This is a genomic window from Mesorhizobium sp. M0960 (assembly GCF_040319055.1).
GTDB lineage: Bacteria > Pseudomonadota > Alphaproteobacteria > Rhizobiales > Rhizobiaceae > Mesorhizobium.
Map to the genome: position 1 here is coordinate 1 of NZ_JAMYNN010000007.1, position 19,687 is coordinate 19,687.

A 19,687-nucleotide genomic window follows, 5' to 3' on the forward strand; every position below is an offset into this window, starting at 1 on the left:
GGGGGGGGCGTTTTTTTTTATATTTCAGGGTCACTTGCTTGGCTTTTTTGCGGGGTTTTGTTGCGGGATCTCCCGTCCCACTTTCTCAATTTCGGGGCGGGGGCGCGGGGTTACCGGGGGGCGCCCTTCGTGTATCGGAACGCCCAGTGTTTCGGGGCGCCACCGAAGCGCGTCACACGCATGATGACGAGGACCAGATGACGGTGAAGCCCCTCTACCGACGTGTCTTGCTGAAAGCGTCGGGCGAAGCGTTGATGGGCGAACAGCATTTCGGCATCGACGTATCGGTGGTCGACCGCATCGCCGCCGACATTGCCGAGGCCCGCGCACTGGGCATCGAGGTCGGTGTCGTCATCGGCGGCGGCAACATCTTTCGCGGCGTCGCGGTTGCATCAAAAGGCGGAGACCGCGTCACCGGCGACCATATGGGCATGCTTGCCACGGTCATCAATTCGCTGGCGCTACGCACCTCGCTCAACAAGATCGGCGTCGACGCCGTGGTGTTGTCGGCGATCGCCATGCCCGAGCTGTGCGAAAGTTTTTCGCAGCGTCAGGCAACCGCCTACATGAACCAGGGCAAGGTCGTCATCTTCGCCGGTGGCACCGGCAATCCGTTTTTCACTACCGATTCGGCTGCAGCCCTTCGCGCCGCCGAGATCGGCGCCGATGCTTTGTTCAAGGGCACTCAGGTCGATGGCGTCTATTCGGCTGATCCCAAGAAGGACCCGAACGCGACACGCTTCGAGCGCATCAGCCATAGCGACGTCATAAAACGCGGGCTTTCGATCATGGATACCGCGGCGATTGCACTTGCGCGCGAAAACAACATTCCGATAATCGTCTATTCGATCCACGAGAAGGGTGGTTTCGGTGATATCCTGCGTGGCGGCGGCCGTTGCACGGTTGTCGCCGACGATTAATCCGGACCGTGAACCCGAAAGAGGGACCAGTTCGCGGATTGAGGCTCGAACAGGGTTTTACCCTCAAGGCAGTGAACCCGGGCTAAACGGGTCGAGGAGACGATGATGAGTGGCGAATACGACGATCTCAAACGGCGCATGGACGGGGCGATCGCCGCGTTCAAGCATGATCTGGCTTCGCTGCGCACCGGCCGCGCGTCGAGCAGCCTGCTCGACGCCATCCAGGTGCAGGCCTACGGCACCGCCATGCCGATCAACCAGGTGGCAACCGTGTCGGTGCCGGAGCCGCGCATGATCTCGGTTTCGGTCTGGGACAAGTCGATGGTCAGTGCCGTCGACCGCGCCATCCGTGAATCCAATCTCGGCTTCAATCCAATCGTAGACGGCACCAATCTCAGGATCCCGTTGCCTGAACTCAACGAGCAGCGCCGCAAGGAGCTTGTCAAGATCTCGCACGGCTATGCCGAGAATGCCCGCGTCGCTGTGCGTCACGTTCGCCGGGACGGCATGGACTTTCTGAAAAAGGCGGAAAAGGACGGCGACATCAGCGAGGACGACCACCGCAAACGGGCCGACCAGGTTCAGAAACTAACCGACGAGACAATCAGCACCATCGACCACCTGCTTTCCGACAAGGAAGCGGAAATCATGCAGGTCTAGGGTCTGGCCACGGCTGGCCCGGAAGCGAGAACATGGCAACGCCCGCGCATGTCGCGATCATCATGGACGGAAACGGACGCTGGGCCAAGGCGCGCGGCTTGCCGCGGCTCGCCGGTCACCGCGCCGGCGTCGAAGCGCTGCGCAAGACGGTGCGCGCCGCCCCTAACCTGGGCATCTCCTTCCTGACCGTCTACGCTTTCTCGTCGGAAAACTGGTCACGGCCGAAATCCGAAGTCAGCGACCTCATGGGCCTGCTGAAGCTTTTCATCCGACGCGATCTCGCCGAGTTGCACCAGAGCGGCGTCCGAATCAGGGTCATCGGTGACAGGGCAGGGCTGCAGCCCGACATAAGAGGCCTGCTCGAGGAAGCCGAAACGCTCACTCTCCGCAACGAGGCGCTGACGCTGGTCATCGCCTTCAATTATGGCGGGCGCGACGAGATCGTCCGCACAGCGCGCAAGCTCGCCGCGGCGGTGGCGCGTGGCGAGATCGACAGCGAAGCGATCACGGCAGAGTCCTTCGCCAACTCGCTCGATACAGAGGGCATTCCGGACCCGGAACTGGTTATCCGCACCAGCGGCGAGCTTCGGCTGTCGAATTTCCTGTTATGGCAGGCCGCCTACAGCGAACTTGTTTTTTTGCCTTGCTACTGGCCCGACTTCAGTCGCGAGCACCTGTCCGATGCACTGCGCGATTTCGCCGGCCGCGAGCGCCGCTTCGGCGGACTTGCCGCCCAAGACGTCGCCTCGGGCTGAGGGATGAGCAACCTTCAGCTCCGCGTCATTTCGGCCGTCGTGCTTGCCATCGTTACGCTCGGCCTGACCTGGCTTGGCGGACTGCCCTTCCGGTTGCTTTGCGCTGCCATGGCGGCGGTGATCTTCTACGAGTGGACGCGGATGAGCCGCCCCGTTGCGCCGGCAGGTGCTAATGCTACGGCAGGTTTCCGCTTTCTGCCCGAGGCGCTGATCGTGGTCTTTATCGGTGCCCTCATCGCCGGCCTGCCTGCGTCTTTGCTGCTGCCGCTCGTCGCGGCTCTGGTTGCTGTCGCTGCCATCGCGGCGTCGATGCGCAAGGCAGGACCGTGGGAAGCATCCGGCCTTGCCTATGCGGCGGTTTCCGGCCTGTCGCTGGCCTTCTTGCGCGACGGCGACCGTTCCGGGCTGCTGGCCATCCTCTTTCTGTTCGCCGTGGTTTGGGCGACCGATATTTTTGCATATTTCGTCGGCCGCTCCGTCGGTGGTCCAAGGCTGGCGCCGTCGATCTCGCCGGGCAAGACGCGGAGCGGGGCGCTCGGCGGGGCGATCGGCGGCGTGGTGGCCGGGCTGCTTCTGGCCGCCATAGCCGGAACGGGCAACGTTGTCGTGCTTGGCGTGATCGCACTGGTGCTTTCGATCGTCGCGCAAGCCGGCGACCTGTTCGAATCATGGGTCAAGCGACGCCACGGCCGTAAGGACTCCGGCGCGCTAATACCCGGCCATGGCGGCATCATGGACCGGGTCGACGGGCTTGTCGCGGCGGCTTTCGCCCTATACGTCATCGGCTGGATTTCCGCGACCGCCGACCATCCCGCACAGGGACTGTTCCCGGTTTGAGCGGCATCCGACGGCGGGCTGGCGCGGGTTGCGCCATGGATTCGCCTGGATTGATGTCACAGTCGCGGCGTGACCTGCGCCGTGGATGAATTTGAGGGCATGAATTGAACGAGATTCTTCACGCGGTTTTCAGCACAGAGGGCTTTGTCCTCGGCACGCTGGTGCCTTTCCTGTTCGTGCTGACCGTGGTCGTTTTCGTCCACGAAATGGGCCACTACCTCGTCGGCCGCTGGTGCGGTATCGGCGCAAAGGCCTTTTCGATCGGTTTTGGTCCTGAAATCATCGGCTTCAACGACAGCCGCGGCACGCGCTGGAAGCTTTGCGCTATACCGCTCGGCGGCTACGTCAAGTTCGTCGGCGACATGAACGCGACGTCGAGCCAGCCCAGCTCGGAGGAGATCGAGGCGCTGAGCGACGAAGAACGCAAGGTCGCCTTCCACACGCAGCCGATCTGGAAGCGCGCGGCGACAGTGGTGGCGGGGCCGCTGTTCAACTTCCTGCTGACGATCGCTGTCTTTTCCGTGCTTTTTTCTGTCCATGGCCGTCCCGTGCTGGAGCCGATGGTGGCTGAGGTTACCGTCGGCAGTCCGGCGGCGGCGGCCGGCATCATGCCCGGCGACCGATTCGTCAGCGTCGACGGCAGCAAGGTCGAGACCTTTGCCGACGTCCAGCGTCTGGTCTCCGGCCGTGCCGGCGACAGCATCACCTTCGTCATGCTACGCGGCGGCAAGGAAATCACCGTCACGGCGACGCCGCGCTTGATGGAACAACAGGACGCACTGGGCAACAAGGTCCAGGTGGCCGTGATCGGCGTCGTCAACAACAAGGAACTCGGCCAGCCACGGCTGATCACCTACAGTCCGGCCGGGGCGGTCGGGGCAGCGGTCCAGGAAACCGGACACGTCATTCAGCGCACCGGCCAGTTCCTGCAACGTTTCGTTGTCGGTCGCGAGGACAAGTGCCAGCTGGGCGGCCCTATCAAGATCGCCAAGATGTCGGGTCAGGCGGCAAAGCTCGGCTTTGAATGGCTCGTACAGCTTGTTGCATTCCTGTCAGTCGGGATCGGGATTCTCAACCTTTTGCCGATTCCCCCCCTCGACGGAGGGCATCTTCTGTTCTACGGCGTGGAGGCTGTCATCCGGCGGCCGGTGTCCGAACGGATGATGGAAATGGCTTACCGAAGCGGCCTCATATTGGTGCTCGGCTTCATGGGCTTTGTTTTCTGGAACGATCTGTTTGGGTGCTGAAATCATGAAGGAATTTGGCTTCGGCACGAGCAATGTTGAGACGCCGTTTACCATGCGTGGGGATATGCGTGACGCGAAAGCCACGCCACAGGGTTAAGTAAATACAAATTAACCAGAAGCCTTGCGTGTAGGGAAAATCCGGTTAATACGGTAGGGGAAATTACCGCACGTCCGGTTTTCTCGCCGTGGGGACTTCGAGAAAAGGTACAAAAGCCCGATGAAGGCAGCATCCAAGTTTCTGAGCGCCGCGTCCGCGGTGGCTATGTCCGCCGCTCTGGTTGTACCAGGCGCGCTCGCAGTGCAGTTCGTTGCCACATCGGCCGCCGAGGCGGCTGTCGTCTCCAGAGTCGAAGTCACCGGCAATCAGCGTGTCGACGCGGACACCATCCGCAATTACGTGACGATCAAGCCGGGCAAGGCGTTTTCCAGCTCCGACATCGACGATGCGGTCAAGGCGCTGTTCGGCACCGGGCTGTTTTCGGACGTGCAGATCAACCAAGTCGGATCGACGCTGGTCATCAAGGTTTCCGAATACCAGGTCGTCAACCAGGTGCTGTTCCAGGGCAACAAGAAGCTCAAGGACAACGCGCTTGAAGCTGCGGTGCAATTGAAGCCGCGCAGCACCTTCTCGCAACAGCAACTCGACACCGACGTTGAGGCGGTCAAGGCCGCTTACAGGCGTATCGGCCGCGACGACGCCGCCGTGACCACCCAGATCATGGATCTCGGCGACAACCGCGTGAACGTGGTCTTCAACATCAACGAAGGCGGCCGCACCCAGATCGCAGCGATCAATTTCGTCGGCAACAGCGCCTATTCGAGCCGCCGTCTGTCGGACATCATCTCCACCAAGCGCTCGTCCTTCCTTTCCTTCGTGCTGCGCGACGACGTCTATGACGAGGACAAGCTGCGGGCCGACCAAGAGCTGTTGCGCCGCTTCTATTACAATCACGGCTATGCCGACTTCCAGGTCGTCTCGGCTGTCGGCGAACTCGACGACACCACCAACAAATACACCGTCACCATCACGGTGCAGGAGGGCGAGCGTTATACGTTCGGCGATGTCAGTGTCGAAAGCACAATCCCCGAGGTCGACAGCAAGTCGCTTGAATCGGTAGTCCAGACCCACAAGGGCGATGTCTATAACGCCAAGGACGTCGAGGACACGATCATCGCGCTGACCGAGAAAGTCGCCGGTTCGGGCTATGCCTTCGCCCAGGTGACGCCGCGCGGCGATCGCAACTTCGAAAACCACACGATCTCGGTTGTGTATACAATCGACCAGGGCACCAAGGCCTATATCGAGCGCATCGAGATCCGCGGAAACGATCGAACGCGCGACTACGTCATTCGCCGCGAATTCGATGTCAGCGAAGGCGATGCGTTCAACCAGGTTCTCATCCAGCGCGCGAAGAGGCGGCTGGAAGCGCTCGATTATTTTGAGAAAGTCGAGATTTCCACCGTTCCGGGCTCTGAGCCGGACCAGGTCGTGTTGGTGGTCGACGTAGTCGAGAAGTCGACCGGTGAATTCTCGATCGGTGCCGGCTATTCGACTGGTGGCGAAACGTCAGGTCCGTCCGTCGAAGGTTCTATCAGTGAGCGCAATTTCCTCGGTCGCGGCCAATTCATCAAGGTGGCGGCGGGCGGCGGCAAGAACTCGCGCGACTACAGCTTCTCTTTCACCGAACCTTATTTCCTTGGGCGGCGCATCGCGGCCGGCTTCGACATCTACAAGCAGAGCCGAAACTACGACCATTACGACAGCGATACGACGGGCGCGACAGTGCGTTTCGGTCTGCCGATCACCGACAACATCACGACGCAGCTCGCGTACAATATCGCGCAAGAGAAGTACGAGTTCGACGAAGACTGCGACCCAATGGCCGGTTGCAACGTCTCCCAGGCGATCCAAAACGGAGTTAACGAGAGCCCATGGCTCAAGTCGTCGGTCAGCCTCGGCCTGATCTACAACACCATCGACGACATGAAGAACCCGCATGACGGGCTTTATGCCAATGTCAACACCGAAGTGGCCGGCGTCGGCGGCGACGCCAAGTTCATCAAGGTCACGGCGCGCGGCAGCATCTATCAGACGTTGTCCGAACAATTGGATCTGGTAGGCCTCATTTCCGGCGGCGCCGGCCATGTCCAGGGATATGGCGGCGGCGATCTACGTGTCTTCGACCATTTCCAGAGCAGCGACCGTATGATCCGCGGCTTCGAATATGGTGGCATCGGTCCGGTTGCCTTGGACAACCGCAACGACCATCTCGGCGGAACCACTTATTTCAACGCCTCGGCCGAAGCCCAGTTCCCGCTGCCGGTTATCCCGGAAAGCTTCGGCCTCCGCGGGGCAGTGTTTGCCGATGCGGCAACGCTCTACGGCAGCAAGATTGCAAGTGGCCTCGTCGATCAGTCGACAACCGGAATGGAATGGCGCGCTTCTGTCGGTGTCGGCCTGATGTGGGCATCGCCCTTCGGTCCGATCCGCATCGACTATGCGATCCCGGTCAAGAAGGAAAAGACCGACGACGTGCAGGAATTCAACTTCGGTATATCGACCCGCTTCTGATGTGCGGGTAACGATGCTTCCGGCTCGTTTGGATCCGGATGGGCGGTGACCCGACACTACAGCGCAGCGCGTCCTATTGGACACGCAAAGGATGTTGTAGCACTTTGTTTTTGCGCATGATCCTTTCCGAGGATCGACTTCCGATTTCCGGGGTCATGCGCTAGCTGGATATTGCTTCTGGAATGACCGATCCGGTGTTCTTCGCGCCCTCACGCCGGTATACGGCCGGCGAAGTCGCGAATCTGACCGGCTCGACGCTTGTCGATTCCGGTCTCTCCGATGTATCGATCGAGGCTCTGGCGCCCGCCAACGAAGGCGGCGAGAACGCGCTTGTCTTCGTCGATGGGAGGCGCAATTTCGCGCTGATGCAGTCACTGCGGGCGGCAGCGGTTCTCTGCCCCGCCGAATTTGCCGGCAAGGCGCCGGCGGGCATTGCGGTGCTGGTGCATCCGCGCCCGCAGCAGGCTTTCGCAATGGTCGGGCGCCTGCTTTTCCCGGCGGCTGCAACGCCTGGACCGATGACCGGCGAAACCGGTATCTCGCCGCACGCCCATGTCGATCCGACCGCCCATGTCGAGGCCGGTGCGATCATCGAAGCAGGCGCGGTCATCGGGCCGCGCGCTGCCATCGGCAGCGGAACCGTCATTGCCCCGCATGCGGTTATCGGTCCTTCCTCTCAGATCGGCCGCGACGGCTATGTCGGTCCAGGTGCAAGCGTGCAATATGCGTTGATCGGCAATCGCGTCATCATCCATGGCGGTGCCAGGATCGGCCAGGATGGCTTCGGTTTCGTTGCCGGCGCCAAGGGTCCGGAGCGGGTTCCGCAGATCGGCCGCGTCATCATTCAGGACGACGTCGAGATCGGCTCGAATACGACCGTCGATCGCGGCGCCATGTCCGACACGATCATCGGCCAGGGCACCAAGATCGACAATCTGGTGCAGATCGCCCACAACGTTCGCATCGGCCGCAATTGCATTATAGCCGGGCTTTCGGGTATTTCCGGTTCCGTGACGGTAGGCGACAACGTCACCATGGGTGGCGGCGTCGGCCTTGCGGATCATTTGACCATCGGGTCCGGGGCCAAGCTTGCCGCAAGAAGCGGGTTTATGAGCAATGTGCCTGCAGGTGAGATTTGGGGAGGATATCCGGCGCAGCCGATGGCGGAAGCCATGCGCGAGATAGCGGCCTTGCGCAGACTTGCACGGACGCGCAAACAGGGTGAGGGGGGAAATGGCTGAGATCGCAGCGGCGACGCTCGAAGCGGTTGACATAATGCGGCTGATGAAGCTCCTGCCGCACCGCTATCCGTTCTTGATGATCGACCGCATTGTCGACATAGATGGCGACGAATCCGCCATCGGCATCAAGAACGTCACCATAAACGAGCCGCATTTCCAAGGTCATTTCCCCGACCAGCCGGTCATGCCCGGCGTGCTCATCATCGAGGCGATGGCGCAGACGGCCGGCGCCATCTGCATCCGCAGCCTCGGTACGGAAAAGCCGTCGCTGGTTTATTTCCTGACCATCGACAACGCCAAGTTCCGCAAGCCGGTCGTTCCAGGCGACCAATTGAAAATTCATGTGAAGAAAATCAAGAAACGCGGCAATCTTCTCAAATTCGCCTGCGAGGCCCTCGTCGATGGCACCAAGGCGGCGGAAGCCGAGATCTCGGCAATGATGGTCGCAAGCGGCTGACAAACGAATGCTAATGAAAATCCAGACAGTCATCCATCCATCGTCGGTCATCGAGGCAGGCGCCCAAATCGGCGAAGGCGCCCGCATCGGACCCTTCTGCTACGTCGGCCCCGACGCCGTGATCGGCGACCGTGTCGAACTGGTCAGCCATGTGTCGGTGATGGGCGCGACCACCATCGGTGCATCGACCAAGGTCTATCCGATGGCGATACTGGGCGGGCCGCCGCAGAACACCAAGCACAAGGGCGGCCGTACCACGCTGGTGATCGGCGAGAACTGCGCGATCCGCGAAGGCGTCACCATGCATCTCGGCACCGATTCCAGCCGCGGCGAAACGACGATCGGCGACAACGGCAATTTCCTCGCCTATGCCCACATTGCACATGACTGCGTGGTCGGCAGGAACGCCACCTTCGCCAATCAAGCGACGTTAGGCGGGCATTGCGAAGTCGGTGACAATGTCTACATCGGCGGCCTTACCGCGGTTCATCAGTTTGTCCGCATCGGCGATAACGCCTTTCTCGGCGGTTGCTCGGCGATCGTCGGCGACGTCATTCCCTACGCCATCGCCGTTGGCAACCGTGCCAGCCTTCGCGGCCTCAACATCATTGGCCTGAAGCGCGCCGGCCTGCCGCGTTCCGAGATCCACTTGCTGCGCAAAGCCTACAACACGATCTTCGATCGCTCTCGGACCGTCGGCGAAAACATCGAGTTCGCCAAGGCGGAATTCGCCTCGTCGCCGACGGCCATGAAGATCGTCGATTTCATCGCTGGCCGCGGCAAGCGGCACTATGCCGTGCCGTCGCTCAAAGGTGGCGACGGCGACGATACCGATGATGAAGACTGAGGGCAGATGACGAAGATTGAGGCTGCCGGAAAGGGCCTTGATCTCGCGCCAGATGCCAAGGTCGGCATCATCGCCGGCGGCGGCAGTCTCCCGGTCGAAATTGCCCGAGCGCTCGCCCGGCAAGGCAAACCTCCCTTCGTCGTCATGGCGGCGGGCGAGGTCGACCGCATAGTCGATTTCGAGCCCTATGAGCAGGCAAGCTTGAGGCTGGAGGACGTCGGCTCGCTGCTGCCGATGCTCAAGCGGCATCACGTTACGCATCTGGTGACCGCGGGACATATTACGCGCCGCCCCAGGCTGAGCGCCATGCGCCTCAATTTGGGCCTGCTCGCCTGGCTACCCAGCCTTCTCGTCGGTGTAACCCGGGGGGACGATACGGTGCTGAAACTGTTCGTGCGCAGGATCGAGCGCAGCGGCATCAAGGTTGTCGGCGCTCACGAGATCGTGCCGGAACTGGTCGCCGCTGAAGGCCCGCTGACCAAGATGGCGCCACGCAAATCCGACTGGCGCGACATCGAGGCGGCGCACGCTGCAGCAAAAGCTATCGGCGCGCTGGATATTGGCCAGGCGGCTGTTGCGGTTGGTGGCCGCGCCATCGCGCTGGAAGGCGTCGAGGGCACAGACGGGCTGCTCGAGCGGACAAAACAATTGCGCGGGCACGGCAGGCTGGCTGGCAGGAGCCGTGGTGTTTTGGTCAAATGCGCCAAGCCCGGTCAGGAACTGCGTGCCGATCTGCCCTCCATTGGCCCGCTGACCGTCGAGGCGGCGCATGCCGCCGGACTGGCCGGCATTGCCGTCGAAGCCGGCCGCTCGCTGGTGCTCGAAGGTCCTGCCACCATCGGGCGTGCCAATGCACTCGGCCTGTTCGTGATCGGCCTGCCTGCTGCGGAGCCGGCGCATGGCGAATGAGCAGCCGTTGAAGATAGCCGTCGTCGCCGGCGAGGAGTCCGGCGACCTGCTTGGCGCCGACCTCGTGCAGGCGTTAAAGCGCATGACCGGGCGCGAAGTTCGGCTCGTAGGCATCGGCGGCCGCCATTTGCAGGCGCTCGGTTTGGCGCCATTGTTCGACGGCAGCGAGATCGCGCTGATGGGGCTTAGCGCTATCCTGCGCGACCTGCCGCGCCTGATGCGGCGGATCGGCCAGACGGCAAACGCGATTGTCGATGAAAAGCCCGACTGCCTTATCACCATCGACAGTCCGGATTTCTCGCTGCGCGTCGCCAAGAAGGTGCGCGCCGCCGATCCGACGATCCCGATCGTCCACTATGTCTGCCCGAGCGTATGGGCTTGGCGGCCGGGCAGGGCGGCGGCGATGAAGCCATATGTCGATCACATTCTTTGTATCCTGCCGTTCGAGGTGAAGGAACTCGCTCGCCTGGGCGGGCCGCCCGGCACCTATGTCGGGCATCGCCTTGCACACGATCCGGGCATAGTCAGTGCCGCCAGGGCGCAGGCGCAGCCGCGTGACCTCTCCGCCGACCGTGTGAAAACGTTGCTTGTATTGCCCGGTTCGCGTCGCGGCGAGGTGCGGCGCCTGGTCGGGCCGTTCGGCGAAACGGTATCGATCCTGCGGGCGCGCGGGCACCGCTTGCGCTTGCTGTTGCCGACGGTGCCGCACGTCGCCGACCTGGTCAGGACCTCGGTCGCGAGCTGGAACGAGAAGCCGGAGATCATCCTTGATGCCGAACGCAAATGGCAGACCTTCGGCAAGGCCGATGCGGCGCTGATCGCGTCGGGGACGGTATCGCTGGAACTGGCACTGGCGGGCGTGCCGATGATCTCCTGCTACCGGCTCGATCCGGTCATGCGCATGGCGCAGGGACTGATCAAAGTTTGGAGCGCAGCCTTGCCCAATCTCATCGCCGACCGGCCGGTCGTGCCGGAACACTACAACCAATATGTGCGTCCGCATTATCTGGCGCGCCAGCTGGAGGCGCTATTCTCCGATACCGCCTACCGCGCCTGGCAGAAGGACGGTTTTGCCGACATCGCCGGGCGTATGGCAACCGACAAGCCGTCAGGCGAGATGGCGGCGGGGGTGGTGATGGGCATGGTGAGGAAGTGAGCGAGTAGTGAGTAGCGAATAGGAAATGGTGCTGGCCGTAACAGCCAAGCTGCTTCAGCTACTACTCGCTACTCGCTACTCGCTACTCGCTACTCGCTACCTTCACCGCTTCGCGATCGGCACGTAATCCCGTTCCGGCGCACCGGTATAAAGCTGGCGCGGACGGCCGATCTTCTGGTGCGGGTCCTCGATCATCTCTTTCCACTGCGCGATCCAGCCGACGGTGCGGGCAACCGCGAACAGCACGGTGAACATGGTAGTGGGGAAGCCCAGCGCCTTCAGCGTGATGCCGGAATAGAAATCGACGTTGGGGTAGAGCTTCTTCTCGATGAAATAGGAATCGGTCAGCGCGATCTTTTCCAGCTCCATGGCGATGTCGAGCAGCGGATCGTCCTTGATGCCGAGCTCGCCCAGGACTTCGTGCGCGGTCTTCTGCATGATCTTGGCGCGCGGATCGTAGTTCTTATAAACGCGGTGGCCAAAGCCCATCAATCGGAACGGATCGTTCTTATCCTTGGCGCGCGCAATGAATTCCGGGATGTGATCGACATGGCCGATCTCGCCCAACATGTTCAGGGCTGCCTCGTTGGCTCCGCCATGTGCAGGACCCCACAGGCAGGCGATGCCGGCAGCGATACAGGCAAAGGGATTGGCGCCCGACGAGCCGGCGAGGCGGACGGTCGAGGTCGAGGCGTTCTGCTCGTGGTCGGCGTGCAGGATGAAGATGCGCTCCATCGCGCGCGCCAGCACCGGATTGATCTTGTATTCCTCGCAAGGCACGGCGAAGCACATATGCAGGAAGTTGGCTGCGAAATTCAGTTCGTTCTTCGGATAAATGAACGGCTGGCCGATGTGGTATTTATACGCCATCGCCGCGATCGTCGGCATCTTGGCGATCAGCCGCATCGAGGCGACCATGCGCTGATAAGGGTCCGAGATATCGGTGGAATCGTGATAGAAGGCGGACAGCGCGCCGACCACGCCGCACATCACCGCCATCGGATGCGCATCGCGGCGGAAGCCGGTGAAGAAGCGCGACATCTGCTCATGCACCATGGTGTGGCGCGTCACCCGGTAGTCGAAATCGTCCTTCTGCGCCTTGGTCGGTAGTTCTCCGTAGAGCAAGAGATAGCAGACTTCGAGGAAGTCGCCGTGCTCGGCCAGCTGGTCGATCGGGTAGCCGCGGTGCAAGAGAATACCGGCATCGCCATCGATGAAGGTGATTTCCGATTCGCAGCTCGCCGTCGACGTAAAACCGGGATCGTAGGTAAATACGCCGGTGGTGCTGTAGAGCGAACCGATGTCGATGACATCAGGTCCTACCGAACCACTTCGTATCTTGAATTCATGGGTTTTGCCGTCGAGTTCCAGTTTTGCCGTCGACGCCTGGGTTTTGCCGCCAAATTCCATCTTTGTCGCAGGTTCGGTCATAGCAAACTCCTTTTTGTTTCCTCAGGCCGGCAACGGCAAAACATTGAACCCAACACGTCAAAAGCATCGGAATACGCACATTTGCGCCCGCAATTGAATCTGCGCGCCAGATTAGGCCAAGACCCAATGTTGCACTGCGAAACACACCTTTCAATGCCAATCTTCTTGGGCCAGTTTCCTAATCGATTTGATCGGCAATCCGCGCCAGGCCTTCCTCGCGGCCAAGCACGGCCAGCACATCGAAGACACCGGGCGAGGTGCTTTTGCCGGTGAGCGCGGCGCGCAGAGGTTGGGCCACGGCGCCGAGTTTGTGGCCGCCGGCCTGCGCATAGTCGCGGATCGCGGCTTCCGCCGAGGCGGCAGACCAGTCCGAAATCGTGGCCAGTGCCGCATGAGCGCCCCGCAGGATCGCGCGCGCCTCACCGCTGAGCAGCGCCGCCGCCTTCTCGTCGACCGGCATCGGCCGCTCGACGAACAGGAATGCAGCCCCTTCAACAAGTTCGACCAGCGTCTTGGCGCGCTCCTTCAGGCCTGGCAAAGCGGCAAGCAATTGCGCCTTGCGTCTGTCGTCGAGGCTAGCTGCGATCGCCGGACCGCCGTCGAGATAGGGCAGAGTGGCGATGAAGATGTCGAGCAGCGCCGCGTCGTTCATGCGGCGCATGTGCACGCCGTTCAGCGCCTCGAGCTTGGCGAAGTCGAAACGGGCGGCGCCCTTGTTGACGTCGCCAATGTCGAACCATGCGATCATGTTGGCGATCGACATGATCTCATCGTCGCCGTGGCTCCAGCCAAGCCTCGCCAGATAATTGAGCAGCGCCTCCGGCAGGTAGCCCATGGCGCGATAGGCCTCGACGCCGAGCGCACCGTGCCGTTTCGACAGCTTGGCGCCGTCGGCACCGTGGATCAGCGGGATATGCGACATCGACGGCACCTCCCACCCCATGGCATGGTAGATCACCGTCTGGCGGGCGGCGTTGGTCAAATGGTCGTCGCCGCGGATGATGTGGGTGACGCCCATGTCGTGATCGTCGACGACGACGGCATGCATGTAGGTCGGGTTGCCGTCCGAGCGCAGAATAATGAAATCGTCGAGATCCTTGTTGGGAAAGCGCACGTCGCCCTGGACGCGGTCATGCACAACCGTCTCGCCGTCTGTCGGCGCCTTGATGCGGATCGCCCCCTTGGCGCCGGCCGGCGCCTCGGAGGGGTCGCGGTCGCGCCAGCGGCCGTCATAGCGGGGAGGCAGCCCCTTGGCTCGTGCGCTCTCGCGCATTGCCTCCAACTCGGCAGGCGTCGCGTAACAATAATAGGCCTTGCCCATGCGAACGAGTTCCTCGGCCACCTCGCGATGGCGCGGCGCACGCTCGAACTGCGACACCGGCTCACCGTCCCATGTCAGGCCAAGCCAGGAAAGCCCGTCGAGGATGGCCGCGGTTGCCGCATCGGTGGAACGCTCGCGGTCGGTGTCCTCGATGCGCAGCAGCATCGTGCCGGCTGTGTGCTTGGCATACAGCCAGTTGAACAGCGCCGTGCGCGCCCCGCCAATATGCAGATAGCCGGTGGGCGAGGGGGCAAAACGGGTGACGACCTTGTCGGGCATGGAACTCTCAGGCAGGCGAAGGAAGTGGGTTTGCGGACTTTCGCGCGTTGCGCGTTCATGTAGCATAGGAGGTCGAGGGCGCAAGGGGCAGACCCGATGGCTGTGCGAGGCCGTGGTGCGGGCGAGGGCGAGGACGTTGGCAGCGGCGTCAGCGAACGCTTGCTGTTTGCCGCGCCCGTGCCTGTCCTGCCGGCACCGGCATTGCTGCCGGTTCCACGCTTTGATGCCCCGTCGCTGCCGGCGAGCGACCCAGCAACGGTTCTCGTGCCCGCGGCCGAGCCCATCGTGCGCCTACGCCGGCGTTTCCGCCTCCCGTCACCGTCCCGTATCCGCAACGGCGTAACCTCGGCGGTCGGCCTGGAGCTCGACCGTGGGGTCGCCTTCCTGCTGGTGCCGGTGTTCCTCGCATGCGGGGTGATCGTATATTTTGCGCTGGCGGTGGAGCCGGCCTTTCCACAGCCGATCGCAATCGTCGCCTTGGCAGCCCTCTGTGCCGTCGCCTCGCGGTCGTGGCCCAGAACCCGCCTGTGCTTCATGGCGGCGTTGCTCTGCGCGCTTGGCGTGCTTGCCGCCAAGGTCGAGACCTGGCGTGTCGGAACGCATATGCTCGGTTCCGAAATCTCGACGCGCCTCACGGGTCGCGTCGTATCGTTCGAGCCCATGGCGAGCGGCCGCATCAGGCTGACGATCGATGTGATCTCAACCGCCAGGCCGACACTGCGCTACATGCCGGAACGGGTCCGCGTTTCGGCGATGAAAATACCGGCTGAGCTGACCGCCGGTTCCGAGATCGCCGGCTATGTGCGGCTGCTGCCGCCGACCGGGCCGGTGCGGCCCGACAGCTATGATTTCTCCTTCGACAGCTATTTTGCCGGTATCGGCGGCAGCGGCTTTTTTCTCGGCAATCCGAAAGTCGTGTCGTCGGGCAGCATGCCGTTTGCCGCGCGGCTTTCTTCCGCGATCGAAGACGCGCGCGAATCCATCGCCGACCATATCCGCAGCCGCATCGGCGGCGCCGAGGGCGAGATTGCTGCTGCGCTGATCGTCGGCGTGCGCGCCGGCATTCCCGAGGAGATCAACGAAGCGATGCGGCGTACCGGCATCTACCACATCATCTCCATCTCGGGGCTGCATATGGCGTTGGTCGCCGGCACCATTATGGCGCTGCTGCGCGGCGCCTTTGCGCTGTTTCCCGATTTCTCATCGCGACGGCCGGTCAAGAAATACGCGGCGGCCGCCGCGCTTTTTTCGATTGCGGCCTACCTCGTCTTTTCCGGCATTGTGGTGGCGGCCGAACGCAGCTTCATCATGTTGGCGGTGATGCTTATCGCCGTGCTGTTCGACCGGGCCGCGCTCACCATGCGCAACCTGGCGATCTCGGCCATCGCGGTCATTCTGGTGTCGCCGCACGAGGTGGTCGGTCCGAGCTTCCAGATGTCCTTCGCCGCGACGGCGGCCCTTGTCGGCGCCTATGCAGGCTGGTCCGATTACCGCGCCGGCGGGGCCACCACGCCGCCGCCCCGGCGGTCGCCGCTACGCTTTGCCACTAGAAAGGTACTGCTGGGCATGGGCGGCCTGGCGATGACCTCGATCATTGCAGGGAGCGCCACGGCGCTTTTCGCCATATGGCATTTCCAGCGCGTGGCGCCGCTCAGCCTGTTCGCCAATCTGGCCATCATGCCTATCGTCTCACTGGTCGTCATGCCCTTCGCCGTCCTCAGTGCGCTGGCGATGCCGTTCGGCGCGGATGGGCCTTTCCTCTACGTGATGGGCAAGGGGCTGACGGCGATGATCGCCCTGTCCGGGTGGATCTCCGAGCGCTCGCCGATCGATGCGGTCGGGCTGATTTCGCTGAGATCTGTCCTTTTGGTGACGATCGCCCTCGTCATTGCCAGCATGGCGACGACCTGGTTGCGGCTCGTGGCCCTTCCTTTTGCGCTCGCCGGCTTGCTAACGACAACGCAGACGCGCGTACCCGATGTATTGATCTCGGAGGACGCACGGCTCGTCGCGCTGCCGATCGGCAGCGGTGAACTCGCGGTCAACCGGGCACGCCCGAATGAGTTCACCATCGACAACTGGAAACGCGCGCTCACATCAGAGGCTATCGTCGCGCCGGAAACACCTGGAAAGAACGATCCGCAATTCGACATTGCCGATCCGGCCGACTTACCGCCGGGCATGCCGTTCATTTGCACGGACGGTCTCTGCCTTGCCAGGCATCCATCCGGCGCGATCATCGCGCTAGCCAATGACCGCGATACTGCACGGCCAGCCTGCGCCTTTGCCAGCTTGATCGTCATCGACGACGCCACCGCCCATAATCCCTGCTACTACGATCGGCTGGTCCTCGTCGTCACCAAACGGCAACTGGCGCGCGCGGGAAGTGCGGCCGTCTATTTCGATCCACAAGCGGCAACACGCGCCGAAATCCGCTTCGCCGTCGAAAAATCATACCGGCCCTGGCACGTGCAGCGGAAATTTTCACGCGCGGCGCGGGGCATGCCGCCATACCGCAGAGCCGACAAGCCAAAAGCCGGCGCCAAGGGCGCAGCTCAGTAGCGGCGGATCAGCCCAACGAGCTTGCCCTGCACCTTGACCCTGTCTGGTCCGAAGATGCGCGTCTCGTAGGCCGGATTGGCGGCTTCCAGGGCGATCGAGGCGCCCTTGCGGCGGAACCGCTTCAGCGTCGCTTCTTCCTCGTCGACCAGTGCCACCACGATCTCACCGGGGCTCGCCGTATCGGCATTGCGGATGATCACCGTGTCGCCGTCGAAAATGCCAGCCTCGATCATCGAATCGCCTTTGACCTCGAGCGCATAATGCTCGCCGCCCATGATCATGTCCGGCGGCACCGAGATCGAATGCGTCTGGTGCTGGATGGCATCGATCGGCACACCAGCGGCGATGCGGCCCATCACCGGGATAGACACGGCGGCGACGATATCGTCGTCATTGCCGGCTGCAGGGACGCGCGACGATGTCGGCTTGCCTTGCCGAGGACCTTGCCCAAGACTGCCCTGGATGACACTCGGCGAGAACTTGCGTGCCGCATTGAGGCCGGGGGCGATCGAATCGGGCAGGCGCAGCACCTCCAGCGCACGGGCCCTGTTGGGCAAACGGCGAATGAAGCCGCGCTCCTCCAGCGCCGTAATCAGCCGGTGGATTCCCGATTTGGAAGCCAGGTCGAGCGCTTCCTTCATCTCGTCGAAGGAGGGCGGGATACCGCTTTCCTTCAGCCTTTCGTGGATGAACATAAGCAGTTCGTGTTGTTTGCGTGTCAGCATAGCGACCCCCAACAGAATCAGAAAAACAAACCCAGAACAAACACTATCTGTTCCAGTTGTGTTCCGCAACTGTTTAAAGTTTAATGAATGTGTTAGGGCTCGGGTAACGATACCACTCGCCAAACCGGGACGCTGCATTTTCACCGCCGCGGGCCTCATCGCCTTGATTCTGCTTTCGTTTGCGGCCTCTGGGTTTCCAGAAGGCGGCACTGGTATCGGCCGTCAGCCGGCAAAGGGGCACGGAATTGAAGCCGTATCGACTGTGCGGTTTGGTCAATGCACCGTGAACGAAACGAACTCAAAACGCCAACGTTGGGTTGGCTTGGCTCCTGGTTTCCACCGCGTGGTCAGGCAACTTGTCGCCGGTGGAGCCTTGCTGCGCGATACCAGGTAATGGAGAACCGCTCGTGACCGATGGATGCCGTCGATGCGTGTCCGGCGTTGCGGTGAATCTTGGGGAGCAGACAAATCATGACAGGAATTCCCGATCTCGTGGCCATAAGGGCGATGGATGCTGCAGATCCGCTGCGCGCGATGCGCGACCGCTTTGTGCTGCCGCAAGGAGTGATCTATCTCGACGGCAATTCGCTAGGGGCCGCTTCGCGTGCCGCTTTCGATGAATTGAGCAAGGCAGTGACCGAAGAATGGGCGCATGATCTCATCCGCGCCTGGAACACGGCCGGCTGGTTCAACATGCCGCTCGAACTTGGCGACCAGCTCGGGCGCCTGATCGGTGCCGCGGCCGGCCAGACGGTGGTCTGCGACACGACATCGGTCAACATCTACAAGCTGCTGCACGCCGCCATGGCCATGCGGCCGGAGCGGCAGGTCATCGTCGCCGAGGGCGACAGTTTTCCGACAGACCTCTACATGGCTGAGGGTGTGGTTTCGACGCGAAAAGATACGCTGCTGCGCCTCTCGGGGGTCGACGCGCCGAGCATCGAAGAGCTGATCGACGAACGCACCGCCGTGGTGCTGGTCAACCACGTCAACTACAAGTCGGGCGAACTGCGCGACATGCCGGCGCTGACGCGCAGGGCCCAGGAAGCCGGGGCGATGATCGTCTGGGATCTCTGCCACACCGCCGGTGCGATGCCAGTCGAGCTCGACACGGCAAACGCCGATTTTGCCGTTGGCTGCACCTACAAATATCTGAATGGCGGACCGGGCGCGCCTGCCTTCATCTATGCGGCTGAGCGGCATCTTGCCGACATCCAGCAGCCGCTCACCGGCTGGTGGGGCCATGCACGGCCCTTCGCCTTCGAGCCAGGCTATGCGGCCGGCACCGGCATCCGCCGGTTTCTGTGCGGCACCCAGCCGGTCCTGTCTATGCGCACGCTGAAGGGCGCGCTCGACATCTGGAACGATGTCGACATGACGGCGGTGCGCAAGAAGAGCATCGCGCTGGCCGATCTGTTCATCGAGCTTGTCGAGGCAAAGTGCGGCACTTACGGGCTAACGCTCGAAAGCACGCGCGACGGGGAAAAACGCGGCAGCCAGATTTCATTCATGCACGAGCATGGCTACCAGATCATGCGCGCGCTGATCGAACGTGGCGTGATCGGCGATTTTCGCGCCCCATCGACCATGCGCTTCGGCTTCACCCCGCTCTATGTCGGCTATGCCGATGTCTGGCAGGCCGTCGAAGTGCTTGAGGACATCCTGCGCACCGGTGCGTGGAAGGATGCGCGCTTCGCCATCAAGGCGGCTGTCACTTGAGATTGATGCGAGAGCTGGAATCGTGAGGCTGGCGACGACGCGCCGCGCG

The 19,687-nt window shown here is 62.3% G+C and carries 16 protein-coding genes; 13 read left to right on the forward strand and 3 right to left on the reverse strand.

Features of this window, described 5'->3' with window-relative positions; translation table 11 throughout:
• The first annotated feature begins 197 nt into the window (after positions 1-197).
• The 11 genes from pyrH to lpxB all read left to right on the forward strand — a co-directional run bounded on the left by pyrH (position 198) and on the right by lpxB (position 11,601).
• Positions 198-920, forward strand: coding sequence for a UMP kinase (gene pyrH / locus NKH63_RS15030; RefSeq protein ID WP_023717729.1), 723 nt, complete (start codon positions 198-200; stop codon positions 918-920).
• A 105-nt stretch (positions 921-1,025) separates the two neighbouring features.
• Positions 1,026-1,580 (forward strand): ribosome recycling factor, encoded by a 555-nt coding sequence (frr, locus tag NKH63_RS15035; RefSeq protein ID WP_084642476.1) that lies wholly within the window; start codon positions 1,026-1,028, stop codon positions 1,578-1,580.
• A gap of 32 nt (positions 1,581-1,612) precedes the next feature.
• Positions 1,613-2,335: an isoprenyl transferase gene (locus NKH63_RS15040; protein ID WP_023717727.1), complete on the forward strand. Its 723-nt coding sequence runs from the start codon at positions 1,613-1,615 to the stop codon at positions 2,333-2,335.
• A gap of 3 nt (positions 2,336-2,338) precedes the next feature.
• A complete protein-coding gene (locus NKH63_RS15045; RefSeq protein WP_023717726.1) occupies positions 2,339-3,172 on the forward strand; it encodes a phosphatidate cytidylyltransferase in 834 nt (277 codons plus the stop codon).
• 104 nt (positions 3,173-3,276) lie between these two features.
• Entirely contained in the window at positions 3,277-4,419 is a 1,143-nt protein-coding gene (rseP, locus tag NKH63_RS15050) for an RIP metalloprotease RseP (RefSeq protein WP_352482672.1), read from the forward strand.
• Positions 4,420-4,636: 217 nt separating this feature from the next.
• Entirely contained in the window at positions 4,637-6,991 is a 2,355-nt protein-coding gene (bamA, locus tag NKH63_RS15055; RefSeq protein ID WP_352482671.1) for an outer membrane protein assembly factor BamA, read from the forward strand.
• Positions 6,992-7,173: 182 nt separating this feature from the next.
• Positions 7,174-8,232 (forward strand): UDP-3-O-(3-hydroxymyristoyl)glucosamine N-acyltransferase, encoded by a 1,059-nt coding sequence (gene lpxD / locus NKH63_RS15060; RefSeq protein WP_352482670.1) that lies wholly within the window; start codon positions 7,174-7,176, stop codon positions 8,230-8,232.
• On the forward strand, positions 8,225-8,689 hold the full coding sequence (fabZ, locus tag NKH63_RS15065; protein ID WP_023717722.1) for a 3-hydroxyacyl-ACP dehydratase FabZ: 465 nt from the start codon (positions 8,225-8,227) through the stop codon (positions 8,687-8,689). Before lpxD ends, fabZ begins: the two co-directional genes overlap by 8 nt.
• Before the next feature lie 13 nt (positions 8,690-8,702).
• Positions 8,703-9,536, forward strand: coding sequence for an acyl-ACP--UDP-N-acetylglucosamine O-acyltransferase (gene lpxA, locus NKH63_RS15070; protein WP_023717721.1), 834 nt, complete (start codon positions 8,703-8,705; stop codon positions 9,534-9,536).
• Between the two features lie 6 nt (positions 9,537-9,542).
• The gene (locus NKH63_RS15075) at positions 9,543-10,445 is read left to right on the forward strand and encodes an LpxI family protein (RefSeq protein WP_023717720.1); all 903 of its coding nucleotides are present in this window, start codon (positions 9,543-9,545) and stop codon (positions 10,443-10,445) included.
• Positions 10,435-11,601, forward strand: a complete 1,167-nt coding sequence (gene lpxB, locus NKH63_RS15080) for a lipid-A-disaccharide synthase (protein WP_023717719.1) — start codon at positions 10,435-10,437, stop codon at positions 11,599-11,601. The genes NKH63_RS15075 and lpxB overlap by 11 nt, the downstream gene beginning before the upstream one ends.
• A 102-nt stretch (positions 11,602-11,703) precedes the next feature.
• Here the strand turns inward: lpxB and gltA are convergent, their stop codons facing one another.
• Positions 11,704-13,032: a citrate synthase gene (gene gltA, locus NKH63_RS15085; RefSeq protein WP_023717718.1), complete on the reverse strand. Its 1,329-nt coding sequence runs from the start codon at positions 13,030-13,032 to the stop codon at positions 11,704-11,706.
• A 178-nt stretch (positions 13,033-13,210) separates the two neighbouring features.
• Positions 13,211-14,632, reverse strand: coding sequence for a glutamate--tRNA ligase (gene gltX, locus NKH63_RS15090; protein WP_023717717.1), 1,422 nt, complete (start codon positions 14,630-14,632; stop codon positions 13,211-13,213).
• A gap of 96 nt (positions 14,633-14,728) precedes the next feature.
• On the opposite strand from gltX, the gene NKH63_RS15095 reads away from it, so the two are divergent.
• Positions 14,729-17,194: a ComEC/Rec2 family competence protein gene (locus tag NKH63_RS15095; RefSeq protein WP_352482667.1), complete on the forward strand. Its 2,466-nt coding sequence runs from the start codon at positions 14,729-14,731 to the stop codon at positions 17,192-17,194.
• On the opposite strand, the gene lexA is transcribed toward NKH63_RS15095, so the two are convergent.
• Complete coding sequence (gene lexA, locus NKH63_RS15100) at positions 17,188-17,919, reverse strand: transcriptional repressor LexA (RefSeq protein ID WP_352482665.1); 732 nt, start codon at positions 17,917-17,919, stop codon at positions 17,188-17,190. The two genes, NKH63_RS15095 and lexA, sit on opposite strands and share 7 nt — an antisense overlap.
• 471 nt (positions 17,920-18,390) lie before the next feature.
• Here lexA and kynU point away from each other — a divergent pair, with 471 nt between their 5' ends.
• Positions 18,391-19,638 (forward strand): kynureninase, encoded by a 1,248-nt coding sequence (gene kynU / locus NKH63_RS15105; RefSeq protein ID WP_023717715.1) that lies wholly within the window; start codon positions 18,391-18,393, stop codon positions 19,636-19,638.
• The last annotated feature ends 49 nt before the right edge of the window (positions 19,639-19,687 follow it).

Coding starts and splice junctions, on each gene's coding strand:
- lpxD (WP_352482670.1), top strand. CDS start 7,174: ATGACCGATCCGGTGTTCTTCGCGCCCTCACGCCGGTATACGGCCGGC.
- lpxB (WP_023717719.1), top strand. CDS start 10,435: ATGGCGAATGAGCAGCCGTTGAAGATAGCCGTCGTCGCCGGCGAGGAG.
- lpxA (WP_023717721.1), top strand. CDS start 8,703: ATGAAAATCCAGACAGTCATCCATCCATCGTCGGTCATCGAGGCAGGC.
- gltX (WP_023717717.1), bottom strand. CDS start 14,632: ATGCCCGACAAGGTCGTCACCCGTTTTGCCCCCTCGCCCACCGGCTAT.
- NKH63_RS15045 (WP_023717726.1), top strand. CDS start 2,339: ATGAGCAACCTTCAGCTCCGCGTCATTTCGGCCGTCGTGCTTGCCATC.
- lexA (WP_352482665.1), bottom strand. CDS start 17,919: ATGCTGACACGCAAACAACACGAACTGCTTATGTTCATCCACGAAAGG.
- gltA (WP_023717718.1), bottom strand. CDS start 13,032: ATGACCGAACCTGCGACAAAGATGGAATTTGGCGGCAAAACCCAGGCG.
- pyrH (WP_023717729.1), top strand. CDS start 198: ATGACGGTGAAGCCCCTCTACCGACGTGTCTTGCTGAAAGCGTCGGGC.
- frr (WP_084642476.1), top strand. CDS start 1,026: ATGAGTGGCGAATACGACGATCTCAAACGGCGCATGGACGGGGCGATC.
- fabZ (WP_023717722.1), top strand. CDS start 8,225: ATGGCTGAGATCGCAGCGGCGACGCTCGAAGCGGTTGACATAATGCGG.
- NKH63_RS15040 (WP_023717727.1), top strand. CDS start 1,613: ATGGCAACGCCCGCGCATGTCGCGATCATCATGGACGGAAACGGACGC.
- NKH63_RS15075 (WP_023717720.1), top strand. CDS start 9,543: ATGACGAAGATTGAGGCTGCCGGAAAGGGCCTTGATCTCGCGCCAGAT.
- bamA (WP_352482671.1), top strand. CDS start 4,637: ATGAAGGCAGCATCCAAGTTTCTGAGCGCCGCGTCCGCGGTGGCTATG.
- kynU (WP_023717715.1), top strand. CDS start 18,391: ATGACAGGAATTCCCGATCTCGTGGCCATAAGGGCGATGGATGCTGCA.
- NKH63_RS15095 (WP_352482667.1), top strand. CDS start 14,729: ATGGCTGTGCGAGGCCGTGGTGCGGGCGAGGGCGAGGACGTTGGCAGC.